At 72.3% G+C, this 17,738-nt stretch carries 15 protein-coding genes; 10 read left to right on the top strand and 5 right to left on the bottom strand.

Annotated features, from left to right (window positions below):
• The 4 genes from LXM90_RS26220 to LXM90_RS26235 all read left to right on the top strand — a co-directional run bounded on the left by LXM90_RS26220 (position 1) and on the right by LXM90_RS26235 (position 7,129).
• Positions 1 to 2,082 (top strand): membrane protein, encoded by a 2,082-nt coding sequence (locus LXM90_RS26220; RefSeq protein ID WP_042671469.1) that lies wholly within the window; start codon positions 1 to 3, stop codon positions 2,080 to 2,082.
• A gap of 151 nt (positions 2,083 to 2,233) precedes the next feature.
• Positions 2,234 to 4,159, top strand: a complete 1,926-nt coding sequence (locus LXM90_RS26225) for an extracellular solute-binding protein (protein WP_020092628.1) — start codon at positions 2,234 to 2,236, stop codon at positions 4,157 to 4,159.
• A 14-nt stretch (positions 4,160 to 4,173) separates the two neighbouring features.
• The gene (locus LXM90_RS26230; protein WP_020092629.1) at positions 4,174 to 6,021 is read left to right on the top strand and encodes an extracellular solute-binding protein; all 1,848 of its coding nucleotides are present in this window, start codon (positions 4,174 to 4,176) and stop codon (positions 6,019 to 6,021) included.
• A gap of 4 nt (positions 6,022 to 6,025) precedes the next feature.
• Entirely contained in the window at positions 6,026 to 7,129 is a 1,104-nt protein-coding gene (locus tag LXM90_RS26235; protein ID WP_020092630.1) for a microcin C ABC transporter permease YejB, read from the top strand.
• Positions 7,130 to 7,148: 19 nt separating this feature from the next.
• Here LXM90_RS26235 and LXM90_RS26240 read toward each other — a convergent pair whose 3' ends face one another.
• A complete protein-coding gene (locus LXM90_RS26240; RefSeq protein WP_020092631.1) occupies positions 7,149 to 7,640 on the bottom strand; it encodes an Rrf2 family transcriptional regulator in 492 nt (163 codons plus the stop codon).
• Positions 7,641 to 7,832: 192 nt separating this feature from the next.
• Here LXM90_RS26240 and hmpA point away from each other — a divergent pair, with 192 nt between their 5' ends.
• Entirely contained in the window at positions 7,833 to 9,074 is a 1,242-nt protein-coding gene (hmpA, locus tag LXM90_RS26245) for an NO-inducible flavohemoprotein (protein WP_020092632.1), read from the top strand.
• A 7-nt stretch (positions 9,075 to 9,081) separates the two neighbouring features.
• On the opposite strand, the gene LXM90_RS26250 is transcribed toward hmpA, so the two are convergent.
• On the bottom strand, positions 9,082 to 9,879 hold the full coding sequence (locus LXM90_RS26250) for an AraC family transcriptional regulator (protein WP_020092633.1): 798 nt from the start codon (positions 9,877 to 9,879) through the stop codon (positions 9,082 to 9,084).
• An 80-nt stretch (positions 9,880 to 9,959) separates the two neighbouring features.
• Between LXM90_RS26250 and LXM90_RS26255 the strand changes: the two genes are divergently transcribed.
• Positions 9,960 to 11,156 (top strand): MFS transporter, encoded by a 1,197-nt coding sequence (locus LXM90_RS26255; RefSeq protein ID WP_103984962.1) that lies wholly within the window; start codon positions 9,960 to 9,962, stop codon positions 11,154 to 11,156.
• Between the two features lie 64 nt (positions 11,157 to 11,220).
• The gene (locus LXM90_RS26260; RefSeq protein WP_020092635.1) at positions 11,221 to 11,724 is read left to right on the top strand and encodes a GNAT family N-acetyltransferase; all 504 of its coding nucleotides are present in this window, start codon (positions 11,221 to 11,223) and stop codon (positions 11,722 to 11,724) included.
• Between the two features lie 268 nt (positions 11,725 to 11,992).
• Here the strand turns inward: LXM90_RS26260 and LXM90_RS26265 are convergent, their stop codons facing one another.
• Entirely contained in the window at positions 11,993 to 13,153 is a 1,161-nt protein-coding gene (locus LXM90_RS26265) for a multidrug effflux MFS transporter (RefSeq protein ID WP_020092636.1), read from the bottom strand.
• Positions 13,154 to 13,317: 164 nt separating this feature from the next.
• Positions 13,318 to 14,289 carry a c-type cytochrome gene (locus tag LXM90_RS26270; RefSeq protein WP_020092637.1) on the bottom strand — a complete coding sequence of 324 codons (972 nt, stop codon included), beginning with the start codon at positions 14,287 to 14,289 and terminating at the stop codon, positions 13,318 to 13,320.
• Between the two features lie 323 nt (positions 14,290 to 14,612).
• On the opposite strand from LXM90_RS26270, the gene LXM90_RS26275 reads away from it, so the two are divergent.
• Positions 14,613 to 15,356, top strand: coding sequence for a 3-deoxy-manno-octulosonate cytidylyltransferase (locus LXM90_RS26275; RefSeq protein WP_020092638.1), 744 nt, complete (start codon positions 14,613 to 14,615; stop codon positions 15,354 to 15,356).
• A 24-nt stretch (positions 15,357 to 15,380) separates the two neighbouring features.
• The gene (locus LXM90_RS26280) at positions 15,381 to 16,238 is read left to right on the top strand and encodes a prephenate dehydratase (RefSeq protein WP_020092639.1); all 858 of its coding nucleotides are present in this window, start codon (positions 15,381 to 15,383) and stop codon (positions 16,236 to 16,238) included.
• Between the two features lie 3 nt (positions 16,239 to 16,241).
• Here LXM90_RS26280 and LXM90_RS26285 read toward each other — a convergent pair whose 3' ends face one another.
• On the bottom strand, positions 16,242 to 16,967 hold the full coding sequence (locus LXM90_RS26285) for a tyrosine-protein phosphatase (protein ID WP_020092640.1): 726 nt from the start codon (positions 16,965 to 16,967) through the stop codon (positions 16,242 to 16,244).
• A 205-nt stretch (positions 16,968 to 17,172) separates the two neighbouring features.
• On the opposite strand from LXM90_RS26285, the gene LXM90_RS26290 reads away from it, so the two are divergent.
• Complete coding sequence (locus tag LXM90_RS26290; RefSeq protein WP_020092641.1) at positions 17,173 to 17,679, top strand: GNAT family N-acetyltransferase; 507 nt, start codon at positions 17,173 to 17,175, stop codon at positions 17,677 to 17,679.
• Positions 17,680 to 17,738 lie beyond the last annotated feature (59 nt).

Consider the following 17,738-nt stretch of genomic DNA (forward strand, 5'->3'; position numbering starts at 1 on the left):
ATGCTGAGCCTCAGCTTCACCCCGCTCCTGCCCTGGCCGGCCATCGCCGTCCTCGGAGCGATCGTCGCCGTCCTGGCGGTGTTCGCCGTCCTGGCCCGGGGCCGCACCGCGCTGCTGCGCGTCCTCGTCCTCGCCCTGGTCCTGGCGGCGCTCACCAACCCCGCGCTGGTGCGCGAGGACCGGGAGCCCGTGAAGGACGTGGCCGCCATCGTGGTCGACCGGTCCGGGTCCCAGCAGCTCGGCGACCGGCCGCAGATGACCGACGCGGTCCGCGCCGAGCTGCAGCGCCGGTTCGGCGCGCTCACCGACATCGAGCCGCGCTTCATCGACGTGCCGGATTCCAAGGACGGCGACGACGGCACCAAGCTGTTCACGGCCCTGAGTCAGGCGCTCGCCGACGTGCCGCCGGAACGCCTCGCCGGGATCGTGATGCTCACCGACGGCGTGGTGCACGACGTCCCCGCCTCCCTGGCCCAGCTCGGCATCAAGGCGCCGCTCCACGTCCTCGTCACCGGTCACCCGGACGAGCGCGACCGGCAGATCAAGCTCCTGGAGGCGCCGCGCTTCGGCATCGTCGGCAAGGACCTGACGATCCGCGCCGAGGTCATGGAGCGCGGCGGGACCGGCCACGCCGTCGTCACGGTGCGCCGCGACGGCGAGGAGATCGGCCGGCGGGACGTCGCCACCGACAAGCCGTTCGCTCTGAACCTGCGCATCGAGCACGGCGGCCCGAACGTGGTGGAGATCGAGGTCGAGCCGCTGCCGGGCGAGCTCACCACGGTCAACAACCGGGCGGTCCTGCCGATCGAGGGCATCCGCGAGAAGCTCCGGGTGCTGCTCGTCTCCGGCGAGCCGCACCAGGGCGAGCGCACGTGGCGCAACCTCCTGAAGTCGGACGCCAACGTCGACCTCGTCCACTTCACCATCCTGCGGCCGCCGGAGAAGCAGGACGGCACGCCGATCTCGGAACTCTCCCTGATCGCCTTCCCGACGCGCGAGCTGTTCGTCCAGAAGATCAAGGACTTCGACCTGATCATCTTCGACCGCTACGCCAACCAGAGCGTGCTGCCGCAGGCCTATTTCGACAACATCGTCCGCTACGTCCGCGAGGGCGGCGCCCTGCTGATCGCCGCCGGCCCCGAATTCGCCGGACCGGCCAGCCTCGCCCGCACGCGGCTCGCCGGCATCCTGCCCGGCGACCCCGACGGCCGGGTCGTCGAGAAGCCCTACAAGGCGACGCCGACGCAGGTCGGCCAGCGCCACCCGGTGACCCGCGCCCTGCCGGGCTCGGACGCGAACCCGCCCGCCTGGGGCGACTGGCTGCGCATCGTCGAGGCCCGGACCCGGCCGGGGATCCAGCCGATCCTGTCGGGGGCCGAGGGCCTGCCGCTGCTCGCGCTGTCGCGCGAGGACAAGGGCCGCGTCGCCCTGCTCCTGTCCGACCACGCCTGGCTCTGGGCGCGGGGCTACCAGGAGGGCGGCCCCTATCTCGACCTGCTGCGCCGCCTCGGCCACTGGCTGATGAAGGAGCCGGCCCTGGAGGAGGAGGCGCTGCGCGCCCAGACCACCGGGCGCGGCCGCGAGGTGCGGGTCGAGCGCCAGACGATGGCGGACCAGGCCGAGCCGGTCACAGTGACGGGCCCCACCGGCAAGGTGACGACGCTGACGCTCAAGCCCCAGGAGCCCGGCCTGTTCACCGCGACCTTCGACGCGGAGACCCTGGGCCTGCACACCCTGCGGTCGGGCAACCTCGTGGCCTTCGTCAGCGTCGGGCCGGCCAACCCGCGCGAGCTCGCCGACGTGTTCAGCGACACTGAGCGCCTGAAGGCCGCGGCCGACGGGTCGGGCGGCTCGGTCCGCCGGGTCGCCGAGTCGGGCGGCATCCAGGTGCCGCGCCTCGCGCTGGTGCGCGGCGGCCGCCTCGCCGGCAGCGACTGGATCGGCTTCCGGCCGAGCGACAGCGCCAACATCCGCGGCGTCGAGGTCTACCCGCTGGCGCTCGGCCTCGCGGCGCTGGCCACGCTGGCGGCCGCCCTTCTCGCCATGTGGCTGGTCGAGGGCCGGCGGGGGCGGGCGGCGTGACGCGGACTTGCGGCTGGGCGCGCCTTCGGCCCCGCGCGGCCCTGTGCGCTCCCGCATGGTCGACGGGCGGCGGTCCGCGTCCTATGACCCCCTGACATGTCGAGAGAGTCCGCGTCCGGCGCGGGCTCGAACCAACGGAGACAGCCTGCCCGTGACAGCGCAGACCGTGACTGGACGCCTCCTCGCCGCGACACTCCTCGTCGCCTGCCTCCAGCTCGCCCCGGCCCTTGCGCAGGAACCGGCCGCGATGCCGTCGACGCCGCCCACCGTGCCGGCCACCCTGCCGGCCGCCAACGGCCAGTGGACCCACGCGATCACGCTGATGGGCCAGCCGAAATACGGCCCGGACTTCAAGCATTTCGACTACGCCGACCCGGCAGCCCCCAAGGGCGGCATGGTCCGGTTCGGGGCCCAGGGCGGGTTCGACAATTTCAACATCGTCGTCGCCGGCCTGAAGGGCGACCTCGAGAACGGCATCCAGCAGATCTACGATCCGCTGATGACCGAGTCGTCGGACGAGCCGTTCACCTCCTACGGCCTGCTCGCCGAGGCGGTGCGGATCGCCCCCGATCTCGGCTCCGTCTCGTACCGGCTGCGCGAGAACGCCCGCTGGCACGACGGCAAGCCGATCACGCCCGAGGACGTGGTCTGGTCCTTCGACGTGCTGAAGGCCAACAGCCCGTTCTACGCCGCCTACTACCAGACGGTGGCCAAGGCCGAGGTGACCGGGCCGCACGAGGTGACCTTCACCTTCACGGAGACCGGCAACCGCGAGCTGCCGCAGGTGATCGGGCAGCTGCGCGTCCTGCCCAAGCACTGGTGGACCGCCAAGGATTCCAACGGCAAGGCGCGCAGCGTCACCGAGACGACCCTGGAGCCGCCGCTGGGCTCGGGCCCCTATCGGCTCGCGAAATTCGAGGCGGGCCGCACCACCACCTACACCCGCGTGCCCGATTACTGGGGCAAGGACCTGCCGGTGAATGCCGGGCGCTACAACTTCGACACCGAGCGCTACGAGTACTTCCGCGACGGCACCGTGCTGGTCGAGGCGCTGAAGGGCGATCTCTACGATTTCCGGGTCGAGAACATCGCCCGGAACTGGGCGACCGCCTACGAGGATTTCCCCGCCGTGAAGGAGGGCCGCCTGATCAAGGAGGCGTTCCCCGAGCGCGGCATGGGCATCATGCAGGCCTTCGCGTTCAACACGCGCCGGGACAAGTTCAGGGACCCGCGCGTGCGCCGGGCCTTCAATCTCGCGATGAACTACGAGGAGATGAACAAGGCGCTGTTCTACGGCCTGTACAAGCGCATCAACTCCTACTTCTTCGGCTCGGAGCTGGCCTCCTCCGGCCTGCCGGAGGGCGAGGAGAAGGCGATCCTCGAGAGCGTCAGGGACAAGGTCCCGGCCTCGGTCTTCACCACCCCCTACGCCAACCCTGTCAACGACGGCCCCGAGGCGGTGCGCAGGAACCTGCGCGAGGCCGTCGGCCTGCTGCGCGAGGCCGGCTACGAGCTGCGCGGCGGCAAGATGGTCAGCAAGGCGACCGGCGAGCCGCTGACCGTCGAGTTCCTGGAGTTCCAGAACACCTTCGAGCGGGTCATCCTGCCGTTCTCGGCGCAGCTGAAGCTGATCGGCATCGACGCCACCCTGCGGGTCATCGACCAGGCGCAGTACCAGAACCGCATCCGCAACTTCGACTTCGACGTCACCACGGCGTCGTGGGGCGAGTCGCTCTCGCCGGGCAACGAGCAGCGCGAGTACTGGGGCTCGGCGGCGGCCGACAAGCCGGGCTCGCGCAACCTGATCGGGATCAAGGATCCCGGCATCGACGCCCTGATCGAGAAGGTCATCTTCGCCAAGGACCGCCACACCGTGGTCGCGGCGACGCGCGCCCTCGACCGGGTGCTCCTCGCCCACGACTACGTCGTCCCGCAATGGTCCTCCGACCAGCAGCGGACGCTGCGCTGGAACCGGTTCGGCCACCCGGCGATCCTGCCGCTCTACGCCAGCTCCGGCTTCCCGACGACGTGGTGGTACGACGAGACGCTCGCCGCCAAGACCGGGGCGCCCCGTTGACGGGCGGTCCCGGGATGCCGACCCGGCGCGGGCTGGTCCTCGGGGCCGGCGCGCTCGCGGCGATGCCGCCGTGGCGCCCCGCCCGGGCGGTTGACGCGCAGGAGCGCCACGGCCTGTCCAGCTTCGGCGAGCTCAAATACGGCCCGGACTTCGCGCATTTCGACTACGTGAACCCGATGGCGCCCCGCGGCGGGCGCTTCTCGGCGCAGCTCGCCGCGACGACCGGCAACCAGTCGCTCAACACCTTCAACACGCTCAACGTCTACGTGCTGCGCGGCGACGGGGCCGCCGGCATGCCCCTGACCTTCGACAGCCTGATGGTCCGCGCCCTCGACGAGCCGGACGCCCTCTACGGGCTGGTGGCGCGCGCCGTCACGGTCAGCCCGGACGGCCTGACCTACACCTTCGCGCTGCGCCCGCAGGCGCGGTTCCACGACGGCTCGCCGCTGACCGCGCGGGACGCGGCCTTCAGCCTCAAGCTCCTGCGCGACAAGGGCCACCCCGAGATCGCCGAGGTGATCCGGCCCATGACCGACGCCCGGGCCGAGGGCGACGGGCGGCTCGTGGTGACCTTCGAGCCGGGCCGCGCCCGGGACCTGCCGCTGTTCGTCGCGCAGCTGCCGCTCTTCTCCGCCGCCTACTACGCCGGCCGGGACTTCGAGGCCTCGACCCTGGAGGCGCCGCTCGGCTCCGGTCCCTACCGGGTCGGCACCGTCGATCCGGGCCGGTCCATCGGCCTGGAGCGCGTCCCGGATTACTGGGCCGCCGAGCTGCCGGTGAATGTCGGCCAGAACAACTTCGACGCGATCCGCTACGAGTATTTCCGCGACCGCACCGTGGCGTTCGAGGCGTTCAAGAGCGGTGCCTTCACGTTCCGCGAGGAGTTCACCGCCCGGGTCTGGGCGACCGGCTACGACTTCCCGGCGATGACCGAGGGCCGCGTGGTCCGCGAGACGGTGCCGGACGCGCGGCCGAGCGGCACGCAGGGCTGGTGGATCAACACCCGCCGCGCCGCGTTCCGCGACCCGCGGGTGCGCGAGGCGATCGGCCTGTGCTTCGATTTCGAGTGGTCGAACCGCAACCTGATGTACGGCGCCTACGCGCGCACGGCCTCGTTCTTCGAGAATTCCGACCTCAAGGCGACCGGCAAGCCCTCGGCCCAGGAGCTCGCCCTGCTGGAGCCGTTCAAGGACTTGCCGCCCGAGGTGTTCGGCGAGGCCTGGGCGCCGCCGGTCTCCGACGGGTCGGGCCAGGACCGGGCGCTGCTGAAGCGCGCCGACGCGCTCCTGCGGGAGGCCGGCTGCACCCGCCAGGGCGGCAACCTGCTGCTGCCCGGCGGCCAGCCCCTGACCCTCGAGTTCCTCGACGAGGATCCGGTCTTCCAGGCGGTCACGCAGCCCTTCATCCGCAACCTGGGGCTGCTCGGCATCAAGGCGAGCCTGCGCACGGTCGACCCGTCTCAGTACCAGGCGCGGCTGAAGGATTTCGACTTCGACGTCACGCCGCGCCGCTACAGCAGCGGGCTCACCCCCGGCGCGGAGCTGCGCGAGACCTACGGGTCCCGCTCCGCCGGGACCGCGGGCTCCAACAACCTGTCGGGGATCGCGAGCCCGGCGATCGACGCGCTGCTCACCGCCGTCGCCGACGCGACGTCGCGGGCGGACCTGACCACCGCCTGCCGGGCCCTGGACCGGGTCCTGCGGGCCGGGCGCTACTGGGTGCCGATGTGGTACGCCTCGACCCATCGCCTCGCCCTCTGGGACGTGTACGGCCGCCCGGCGACGCCGCCGAAATACGATCTCGGCGCCCCCGGGACGTGGTGGTTCGACGCCGACAAGGCCAAGCGGATCGGGCGGGACTGACGCCATGCTCGCCTACATCCTGCGCCGCATCGGCCTGATGATCCCGACCCTGTTCGGGATCATGCTGATCACCTTCACCATCGTGCAGTTCGCCCCCGGCGGACCGGTGGAGCGGGTGCTGTCGCAGCTCCAGGGCCAGCGCGACGGGGCCATGTCCCGCATCACCGGCGGCTCGGGCGACCTCGGCGGCGCCAGCCGGCCGTCGGGCGGCGGCGACGCCAGTTCCCGCTACCGCGGCGCCCAGGGGTTGAGCCCGGAATTCATCGCCAAGCTCGAGAAGCAGTTCGGCTTCGACAAGCCGGCGCCCGAGCGCTTCGCCAAGATGCTCTGGGACTACGTCCGGTTCGATTTCGGCCGCAGCTACTTCCGCGACGTCACGGTCATCCAGCTGATCAAGGAGCGGCTGCCGGTCTCGATCTCGCTGGGCCTGTGGATGACGCTGCTGTCCTACGCGATCTCGATCCCGCTCGGGATCCGCAAGGCCGTGGCGGACGGCACGCGCTTCGACCGCGCGACCTCCTTCGTGGTGATCATCGGCTACGCGATCCCGGGCTTCATGTTCGGGCTGATGCTCATCATCCTGTTCGCCGGCGGCTCGTTCTACCAGTGGTTCCCGCTGCGCGGCCTGACCAGCGAGGGCTGGGAGAGCTTCTCGCCCTGGCACAAGGTGACCGACTACGCGTGGCACATGGTGCTGCCGCTGACCGCTCTGGTGATCGGCGCCTTCGCCACCTCGACCCTGCTGACCAAGAACTCGTTCCTCGACGAGATCCGCAAGCAGTACGTGCTGACCGCGCGGATGAAGGGGCTGTCCGAGCGGCGCGTGCTCTACGGGCACGTCTTCCGCAACGCCATGCTGATCGTGATCGCGGGCTTCCCCGGTGCCTTCATCTCGGCCTTCTTCACCGGCTCGCTGCTCATCGAGACGATCTTCTCCCTCGACGGCCTGGGCGAGCTGTCGTTCCGGGCGATCGTCGGGCGCGACTATCCGGTGGTGTTCGCCACGCTCTACATCTTCTCGCTGCTCGGGCTCGCGGTGAACCTGCTGTCCGACCTGATCTACGTCTGGATCGACCCGCGGATCGATTTCTCGGCGCGGGCGACCTGACCGCGCGACGCGCGGAGCCTCAGGCCTCCGGGAGGCTCGCGGCGCCGGCCGGCACCGGCGGCTCGTCGCGCGGGGGGCCGGCCAGGCCCAGCAGCGCCGCGATGGCGTCGCCGTCCGGCGCGCCGAGGAGGTCCGCCAGGGTGTAGCGGTCGAGGACGGCGAGGAACGCCGCCAGGGCCTCGCCCAGCACCCGCCGGAGCCGGCACGGGGCCGTGATGGCGCAGGCGCCGCCGCCGAAACACTCGACCAGCGCCAGGTCGTCCTCGGTCTGGCGCACCACTGCACCGACGACGATCTCCTCCGGCGGCTTCGCCAGCCGAAGGCCGCCGCCCCGCCCGCGGATCGTCCGGATCAGGCCGAGCCGTCCCAGCTGGTGGACCACCTTGGTCAGGTGGTTCTCCGAGATGCCGTAGGCGCGCGCGATCCCGGCGATCGAACTCTGCTCGGGCTCGTGGAGCCCGACGTAGATCAGCGTGCGCAACGCGTAATCTGTGTAGCGGGTCAGGCGCATCTCAACTCCAGAAGACGATCCCTGCCGTGGGGCGATGCGATATCCGCCGCGGTCCGAGTCCGTACGCGCAGCCGCGGACCGGCACCACCGCTGGCAGGCGAACAGGCTTCGTCCCTATAAGATGTATTTCCCTTGCATCTTTTCGAGGGGGCGCTAAAAGAAGCATGTCGTATGCACCTTTTGAGCTGTGCCATGCCCGCGCCCCTCTCCCCCGCCACCGTCGCTCTCATCAAGGCCACCGTGCCGGCCCTGGAGGCCCACGGCCTCACCATCACCAAGCGCATGTACGAGCGCCTCTTCGAGAACGCTGAGATACGCGACCTCTTCAACCAGTCCCATCACGGCGAGACCGGCTCTCAGCCGAAGGCCCTGGCCCAGGCCGTGCTCGCCTACGCCCGCAACATCGACAATCTCGGCGTCCTGGCGGGCGCGGTCGAGCGCATCGCGCAGAAGCACGTCGCCCTGAACATCCTGCCGGAGCACTACCCGCACGTGGCCGACGCCCTCCTCGGCGCGATCGGGGATGTCCTCGGCGAGGCCGCCACGCCGGAGATCGCCACGGCCTGGGGGGAGGCTTACTGGTTCCTGGCGGAACTGCTGATCGGCCGGGAGGCCGCGATCTACCGCGACCATGCCTCCAAGCCGGGCGGCTGGAACGGCTGGCGCGACTTCGTGGTCGACAGCGTGACCCAGGAGAGCGAGACGATCCGCTCCTTCGTCCTCGTGCCGGCCGACGGTGGCCCGGTGCTGCGGCATCGGCCGGGCCAGTATCTCGGCTTCCTCCTGGACCTGCCGGGCCGCGGTGTGCTGAAGCGGAACTACTCGGTGTCCTGCGCGCCGAGCGACCGGGCCTACCGCATCACCGTCAAGCGCGAGGCGGCGCCGGGCCGTCCGGCCGGGATTGCCTCGAACTGGCTGCACGACCACGCGCGGCCCGGCACCGTGCTGAAGGTCGCCGCACCGGCGGGCGACTTCAGCCTCGACACCGAAAGTGACGCGCCCGTGGTGCTGGTCAGCGGCGGCGTCGGGCTGACCCCGATGATCAGCATGCTCGAGACCATCGCGGCGGACAGCCCGGACCGGCCGACCTGGTACGTCCACGGCGCCCTGTTCGGCCGCGTCCACGCCCTGCGCGACCACGCCCGGGCGCTCGCGGCGCGGGCCCGCGCCGCGACGCTCGTGACGTTCTACGCGGAGCCCGAAGCCGCGGACCGGCCGGGTGAGCACTACGACGTCCAGGGCCTGATCACGGCGGACTGGCTCGCGGAACACACGCCGCACGACCGCGCGACCTACTACCTGTGCGGTCCCAAGCCGTTCCTGCGGGATCTCGCCACCGGCCTGCTGCGCCGCGGCGTCCCGGCCGAGCGGGTGAAGTTCGAGTTCTTCGGCCCGGCCGACGAGCTCTTCGAGGAGCCCCGACAGGCAGCCTAGGCGGCGCTCAGGGCGTCCCGCCGCGGAGCGGACGCGCGGCGCCGAGCACCCGCGCCACGGTCGTGCGCAGCGCCTGCGCGCTCCGGTAGCCCACGGCCGCCGCGACCGCCCGGGGCGGCCGCCCCTCGGCCGCCAGCGCCAGCGCCCGGATCACGCGGGCTCTCGCCCGCCAGTCGCCGAAGCTGAGACCGGTCTCCGCGCGGAACCCGCGCGTGAGCGTGCGCCGGCTCGCCCCGGCACGGTCGGCCCAGGCGTCGAGATCGGCCTCCGAGGCCGGATTCTCGATCAGCGCGAGGCAGACGCGGCGCAGGCGCGGGTCCCGGGGGAGCGGCAGCGCGAGCGGCGTCGCCGGGGCCCGGCCGATCTCGTCGAGCACCAGGGCGGCGAGGTGGCCGCCGCGACCCGCCTCTGCGTAGAGCACCGGCTCCTCCGCCAGCGCGGTGAGCGCGGCGGCGAGGAGCCGCGACACCGCGATCACCCGGCAGCTCGCCGGGAAGGACCGGACCGCGGCCGGATCGAGATAGGCCGAGCACATCGCGACCGCGCCGTGGGTCGCGACCGCGTGCGGCAGAAGCGGCGGGATCCAGAGGGCGTGCCCCTCGGGAACCACCCAGGTGCCGTCCTCCGCGAACGCCATCATCAGCCCGGACGTGGCGTAGAGCAGCTGCGCGCGGGGATGGAAGTGCCGGGCGAGGTGCATCCCGGCCGCGTAGGTCTTGGGCATCACCGCGACCGGGCGCGGCACGTCCTGATAGTCGGCCGCCTCGGTCGACCGCCCGACGGCGCCGCGCGCCTCCGTCAACATTGGCCCGTTCGCGTACATATCCGGCCCAATACCGCCATCGGGTCAGGCTATCAGGGTGCCGTCCCGGAGGATACGCCGCGATGGATTCGGACACGCTGTCCCGCCGCACCCTGCGCTTCGTCAACGTCGCGCACGCCCTCGACCATTTCGTGCTGCTGATCTACCCGACCGCGGTCATCGCCATCGCAGCCCAGACCGGGCTCGGCTACGGCGAGCTGATCGGGCTCGCCACCGGCGCCTTCGTGGCCTTCGGTCTGTGCTCGCTGCCGATGGGCTCGCTGGCCGACCGCTTCGGGCGGCGCAACATGCTGGCGGTGTTCTTCTTCGGCTACGGCCTGTCCTGCCTGGGCGTGGCGAGCGCCTCGACGCCGCTGGGCTTCGCCCTCTGGCTCTGCGTCCTCGGGCTCGCCTCGGCGATCTACCACCCGGTCGGCTCCGCCATGCTGGTCACCCATGCGCGCCGGCTCGGGCACGATCTCGGCATCAACGGCGTCTGGGGCAATCTCGGCGCGGCCTCGGCCTCCGGCCTGACCGCGCTGCTCGCCGCCACGGTCAGCTGGCGCGCGGCCTTCATCGTTCCCGGCCTCGTCTGCCTCGCCTGCGGGGCCGCCTTCGTGGCCCTGGTCCCGGGGGACGGCGACGCCGCGGGGAGGAAGGCCGGCGGCGCGGCGGTGATCCCCGTCACCCGGCCCTGGGCGCTCATGGCGATGTTCGCCCTGTCGATCTTCGCGGGCGGCCTGACCTTCAACCTGACGACGATCAGCCTGCCCAAGGTGATCGACGAGGGCGTCGGGCAGGCGCTGCCCCTGGCGCTGACCGGCTCGATCGCCACCGGCGTCTTCCTGTTCGGCGCGCTGATGCAGCTCGCCATGGGCCGGCTGATCGACCGCTACAGCCTGCCGTCCCTGTTCGTGGCCCTGTCGGTGCTGCAGCCGCTGGGGCTCGGGATCGCGGCCGTCTCCACCGGCCTGCCGCTGCTCGCCGGGCTCGTCCTCGCCATGACGGCGATCTACGGGCAGGTGGTGATCAACGACGCGATGATCGCCCGCTACGTGCCGCCCGCCTACCGGGCCCGCGCCTACAGCGTGCGCTACTTCGTCGGCTTCACGGCGAGCGGCTTCGTGGTGCCGGCGATCGCCCTCCTGCACGACCGCGGCGGCTTCGCGCTGGTCCTCGGCGCCGCCTCCGCCTGCGGCGCGGTGATCTGGCTCGCGGCCCTGGGCTTCCTGAGGCTGACGCAGGGCGGCGCGCGGCCCGCCCTGGCCGCCGCCGAGTAGCGCGACGGTTTGCGGGTCCGGCCCGGCGCTGCTACGCGGCGCCCGTCCGACCCGCGAGTACCCCGTGACCGATCTGTCCCTCGTCATCCGGCCGGAGCGGCCGGAGGATGCCCCCGCCATCGAGCGCCTCCACGCCCGGGCCTTCGGTCCCGGCCGCTTCGCCCGCACCGCCTACCGCCTCCGCGAGGGCGCGGCCGAGCGGATCGACCTCGGCATCACCGCCTCGGTCGGCAGCTTCCTCGTCGGCTCGGTCCGGATGGGTCCGGTGCGGACCGGGGCGACGCCCTTCGTGATGCTCGGCCCCCTGGCGGTCGATCCGAGCTTCGAGGGCCGCGGCATCGGCGGCACCCTGACCCGCGCGGCGATCGAGGGGGCGCGGCGGGCGGGCGAGGGTCTGGTGATCCTCGTCGGCGACGCGCCCTACTACGCCCGCTTCGGGTTCACACCGGTTCCGCCCGGGCGCCTGACCCTGCCGGGGCCGGTCGACCCGGCGCGCCTGCTGTGGCTGGAACTGGCCGAGGAGTTCCGTGCGGGCGTGACGGGCCCGATCGAGGCGGTCAGGACCTGAAACGGGGCCCGGCGGGCGTGCCTCAGCTCTCTGACGGTGATTTCGATCCGCACCGGGCTGGTCTTCTGCATGCGCGTGAATGGCTCAGCTCAATCCACACGCAGCCGCCGTCATTGCGAGCGAAGCGAAGCAATCCAGTAGCGCCACACTTACGGAGGGCGCGCTGGACCTGGGTCGCTTCGCTGCGCTCGCGATGACGGAGGGGGCCGACGGCTCCGCCGAGCAGCGAGCGCCGCCGGGGCCGGCGCTCGACCGTTCGAAACCCCGTTCAGGCCCGCCGGAGCGCCAGCGCGGCGATCAGCCCGGCCGCGAGCAGCGCCAGCGCCACCGGCGTCGCCGAGGTCGCCGGCCAAGCGGAGGCGGCGGCCGTGAACAGCGCCCCGAACGTCATCTGGGTGAAGCCGTAGAGGCTGGAGGCCGACCCGGCGGCGTGCGGGTCGACGTTCATCAGCCCCGCCACCGCGTTGGGGCTGAGCAGACCGACGCCCACCGCGTAGGCGAAGAGCGGCACGATCAGGCTGACCACGCCGAGCATGCCGGTGCGGTCCACGACCAGCAGCGACAGCGCCGCCCCGATACAGAGGAGATTGCCGCTCCGCGCCGCCTTGCGGATCGGCACCCGGGCGGCGAGCCGGCTCGCCAGGACGGCGCCGCCGACCATGCCGAACACGACGATCAGGCAGTCGAAGCCCACCTCCTGCGAGGAGCGCCCGAGCCGGTCCACGAGGAGGAACGGCGCCACCGCCAGGAACGCGTACAGGCTGGTGCCGCCGCAGGCCCCCGCCACCAGGTAGGCCCGGAACACCGGGACCCGCACCAGCCGCAGGTAGCCGGACAGGACGGCGACGAAGCCCGGCAGCGCCACCTTGTGGCGGTTGGTCTCGGGCAGGGTGAAGACCACGAGCGCGCCCAGCACGGCGACGAGGCCGGCCAGCACCACGAACACCGCGCGCCAGCCGAAGGCCTCGTTCACCACGCCGCCGATCGCCGGGGCCAGCGCGGGCGTGAGCGTCATCGCGGTGGTGAGGATCGCGAGCTTCCGGGCGGCGTCCTCGCGGGTCGAGACGTCGCGGACCATCGCCCGGCCGATCACCAGCGAGCCGCAGGCGCCGAGGGATTGCAGGACGCGGGCGACGAGCAGGACCCCGATATTCGGCGCGGGGATCGCGAGCAGCAGGCCGGCGAGGTAGAGGCCGAGTCCCCCGATCAGGATCGGGCGCCGCCCGTACCGGTCCGAGAGCGGCCCGTAGAGGAGCTGACCGCCCGCGAGCCCGATCAGGTAGACGGTGATCGTCAGCTGCGCGCCGGCGGCGTTGGTGCCGAGGTCGACGGCCGCCGCCGCCAGCGCCGGCACGAAAATGTGAAGCGCCACCGTCCCGGTCATGGTCACGGCGACGAGGAGCGGCAGGGGGGCCCGGCGCTCCGGCACGGCGGGACGTCGATCAGTCAAGGGGCCCTACGCGGTTCTCGATCCGGCCGGATGCCGGGGCGCAGCCGCCTTAGAGCAAGGGTCACGCCCGGAGCCATGCCGGCGGAACGCGCCAGGCACGCGAGGGGCGGGACCGTGCCCGGCCCCGCACCCGGCCGTGCCGCCTACTCCTTCGGCAGCGGCTGCGGGGTCGGCAGCGGCGCGTTCAGATCCTTGGTCGGGCCGCCGACCTCCAGATCCTTCGCCCGCTCGACGGCCTCGGGATTGGCCTTCGCGGCCGGCTCCTTGGCGGCCGGCGCCGTCGGCGCGGTCGGCTCGGCGGGGATCAGGCTCGAGGGCTGACCCTGCTGGTCGCTGTCATGGGCGCTGGCCGGGGGAGCCGGCGCGTTGCGGTCGCTCGACTCGCCGGTCGTCCGCGGGCTGCCGGGCGACTTCGCCTCGACCGGCTTGGCGGTGCCGGTATCGGCGGGCTTGGCCGGGCTGTCCTTACCCTCGGACGCCTTGTTGGCGGCGGGCTTGTCGGCGGACGGCTTGTCGGCGGCGGGCTTGTCCTCGGGCTTGGCCGCGGCGGGCGCGGCCGCCGGCGCGGCGTCGGTCTTCTCGACGGCCGGCAGCGGCTTCGGCGATTCGGCTAGCGTCCGCAGGTAGGCGATGACGTTGGCCCGCTCCTGCGGCGCAGCGATGCCCGCGTAGGCCATCTTGGTGCCCTTCACGTAGGCCTTCGGGTTCGTCAGGAACTCGTCGAGGTCGGCGTAGGTCCAGGTGCCGCCCTTCTCCTTCATGGCCGCCGAGTAGTCGAAGCCCGCATGCGCGCCCTTCGGCCGCTCGACGATGCCGTACAGGTCGGGGCCGACCTTGTTCGGGCCGCCCTTCTCGAAGCTGTGGCAGGCGTGACAGGCCTTGGTGCCGGCCTCGCCCTTCTCGGCATTGGCGCTCGCGAGGCGGACGGCGATCGGCTCGACCTTGGCCTCGGGCGCCGCGGAGGCGGCCTCGGGCTGCGGCTCGGGCAAGTCGTAGCCGGCATTGCCCGCCGGCTTCGGGTGGTAGATCAATTCGGCGACGAAACCCGATCCGGCCGCGAACAGAAGGGCGCCGAGGACCGCACCCAGGACCTTGTTCACCTCGAACGAGTTCATGCTCTTCTCGCAACTCGGCCGTGCCGAACGCGCGCCTGACACGGGCGAGCGGGCTCGGACACCGGACATTGGAAGATTTCGAGGTTGCCTTAGCGGTTCCGGGCGGCTCCTGACAATGCCGCAGGGGCGTTCCGCGTCGCTCCGGCGCAGGATTGTTCCACTGAATTGTCCAGCTTGTCACCGGGTGGCACCTTTTCTCCACCGCGGCCCGGCCCGTTTCCGCAGGCCCGTTCCCGGGGGACGACAACCAGGGGCCGGCCTGTTAAGCAGCCGGCCGCCTCCCGTCGCGGCCGCTCGATCCGCGCATCCGGATCCGAATCTCGATGTCCGATCCCCTGGTCCTGATCCCGGCGCGCCTCGCCGCGACCCGCCTGCCGAACAAGCCGCTGGCCGACATCGCCGGCGAGGCCATGATCGTCCATGTCTGGCGCCGGGCCGTCGAGGCCGGGATCGGCCCGGTGGTGGTCGCCACCGACACGGCGGAGATCGCCCGCACGGTCGAGGCCGCGGGCGGCCTCGCGGTGATGACCCGGGCCGACCACCCGTCGGGCTCCGATCGCCTCGCCGAGGCCCTGGAGATCGTCGATCCGGAGGGCCGCCACGACGTGGTCGTCAACGTGCAGGGTGACCTGCCGACCATCGACCCGGCGATCATCGGCGCCTCCGTCGCGCCGCTCGCCGACCGCACCGTCGACATCGTCACCCTCTGCGCGCCGATCACCGATCCGCACGAGGCCGACAACCCCAACGTGGTCAAGCTCGTCGGCCACGCGGTCGGTCCCGGGCGCCTGCGCGCCCTCTACTTCACCCGCGCCCGCGCGCCCTGGGGCGACGGGCCCCTCTGGCACCATATCGGCCTGTACGCCTACCGGCGCACGGCGCTCAGCCGGTTCGTGGCCCTGCCGCCCGGCGAGCTGGAGGTGCGGGAGAAGCTGGAGCAGCTGCGGGCCCTCGAGGCCGGCATGCGCATCGATGCCGCCATCGTCGACGACCTGCCGCTGGGCGTCGACACCCCCGCCGACCTGGAACGGGCCCGCGCCCTGCTGCAGGGTCGGCGCCTGAACTGACCCGACGAACGAATCCGCGCCGCCATGACCGACCGCACCATCGCCTACCAGGGTGAGCCCGGGGCCAACTCGCACATCATCTGCGCGGAGGCCTACCCGGACTGGACGCCGCTGCCCTGCCCGACCTTCGAGGACGCCTTCGCGGCGGTGACGGAGGGGCGCGCGCAGCGGGCGATGATCCCGATCGAGAACTCGATCGCGGGCCGCGTCGCCGACATCCACCACCTGATCCCGATCTCGCCGCTGCACATCGTGGCCGAGCACTTCCTGCCGATCCACTTCCAGCTGATGGTCCTGCCGGGCACGAAGCTCGAGGCGCTGAGGAGCGTCCACAGCCACGTCCACGCGCTGGGCCAGTGCCGCCGCATAATCCGCCGGCTGGGCCTGAAGGCCGTGGTCGCCGGCGACACCGCCGGGGCGGCCCGCGAGATCGCCGAGATCGGCGACCCGAGCCGGGCGGCCCTGGCGCCCGCTCTCGCCGCCGAGGTCTACGGCCTGGACATCCTCGAGCGCGACGTCGAGGACGAGGCGCACAACACCACCCGGTTCGTGGTGTTCTCCCCCGAGCCCGAGCCGGTCGCCCAGGGCGCCGAGCCCTGCGTGACGAGCTTCGTGTTCCGCGTCCGCAACATCCCGGCCGCCCTCTACAAGGCGCTCGGCGGCTTCGCGACCAACGGCGTCAACATGTCGAAGCTCGAGAGCTACATGGTCGACGGCGAGTTCACCGCCACGCAGTTCTACGCCGAGGTCGACGGCCATCCGGAGGATACGGGCCTCCGCCGCGCGCTGGACGAGCTCGGCTTCTTCTCGCGCGAGCTGCGGGTGATCGGGACCTACCCGGCCCACCCGTTCCGCGAGGCGGCGCGGCCGCCCGCGGAGTGATCCTCACTCCCGCCGCAGGATGCGGTCGGCGGCCAGATCCGACCAGAAGCCCGGCCGGAAATCCCGCTTGAGCGCCTCGGGATCGTAGACGGTCTCGACCCAGGTCAGGAAGTCGAGGCCCTGCGCCTCGCCCTCGACGCGGTAGCGGGCGAAGAACGCGTCGAGGATCCCGGTCTTGGCGAAGCGGAGATGGCCGTAGCGGGCGGAGAGCTGCCGGGCGGCCTCGGCCACCGGGCGGCCCTCGTGCAGGATCAGGTACAGGGCCGAGGCGAGGCCGGCCCGGTCGGCGCCGGACTTGCAGTGCATCACGGCCGGGTACTCGATGCCGGCGAAGAACGCCTTGGCGCCGAGGATGGTGGCGCGGTCCGGCGCCTCCCGCGAGCGGAGCACGAACTCGACGAGCTTGAGGCCGTGGCGCTCGCAGGCCTCGCGCTGCAGCGGCCAGGACCCGTGCTCGCGCCCGCCGCGCAGGGAGATGATCGTCCGCACGCCCTCGGCCCGGAAGCGGGCGAGTTGGTGGGGACCGGGCTGGGCCGAGCGCCAGACGGCGCCGGTGCCGACCCGGTGCCGGTTGAGGTAGGCGAGGCGGAACACGCCGTGGTCCATCAGCAGCATGCTGGCCCAGGCCATCAGCCGGTCGCCGGGGCCGGCGATCGGCCGCTCGAAGCGGGCGATCCGGGCCATGCGGCGCGCGTAGCGCGTCTCGGGCTTGAGGAAGCGGTTGAACAAGGCCAGGCTGCCGAGGGAACGAGCCCGGGCTCTACCAGCCACCCGGCGGCCCGGCAATTCGCGGGCCCGGCCCCCGACCGGCACGCGGTCGACCACACCGACGCGATCCGGCGCCGTTCTTGCCTTCACTCCGCCCGGATCGGCATCGAACCTGCGCGGACCGCGCGAGTTATCCGCCGGTCGGACGATGGGAGGCCCGAGGCCCATGAGCACGCGCACCACGAGCATCCGCCGGGCCCGCGAGGCCGACCTCGGCGGCTTGTCCAAGGTGTTCGACGCGTCGTGGCGCGAGGCCTATCGCGGCATCATCCCGGGCGTCGCCCTGGAGCGGCTGATCTCGACCCGGGACCGGGCGTGGTGGCGGGGCGCCCTGCGCCGCGGCCGGCCGATCGCGGTGGTCGAGACGGGCGAACTCGTCGTCGGCTACGCGGCCTACGGGCGAACGCGCAGCCGGTCCCTCGGCACCGAGGCGGAGATTGACGAACTCTACCTGCTGCCGGAGTACCAGGGCGTCGGCCTGGGCCGCCGCCTGTTCCGGGCGGTGCGCAACGACCTCGCGGATCACGGCTTCGCGCGGCTCGGCGTGTGGAGCCTGGAGGACAACGCCCGCGCGAGCGCCTTCTACGAGGGGCTCGGCGGCGTCGCCGGCCCGCGGGTGCTGGACCGCGTGGCGGGCCTCCCGCTCCCGAAGGTCGGGTTTCTCTTCGGCTAACGTTTTCCAGCGCTCGTTGCCGGGCCGTACCATCGACTGATTTGCTTTGCCAGGCGGCG

The sequence above is a fragment of the Methylobacterium oryzae genome (genome assembly GCF_021398735.1).
Classification (GTDB): Bacteria; Pseudomonadota; Alphaproteobacteria; order Rhizobiales; family Beijerinckiaceae; genus Methylobacterium.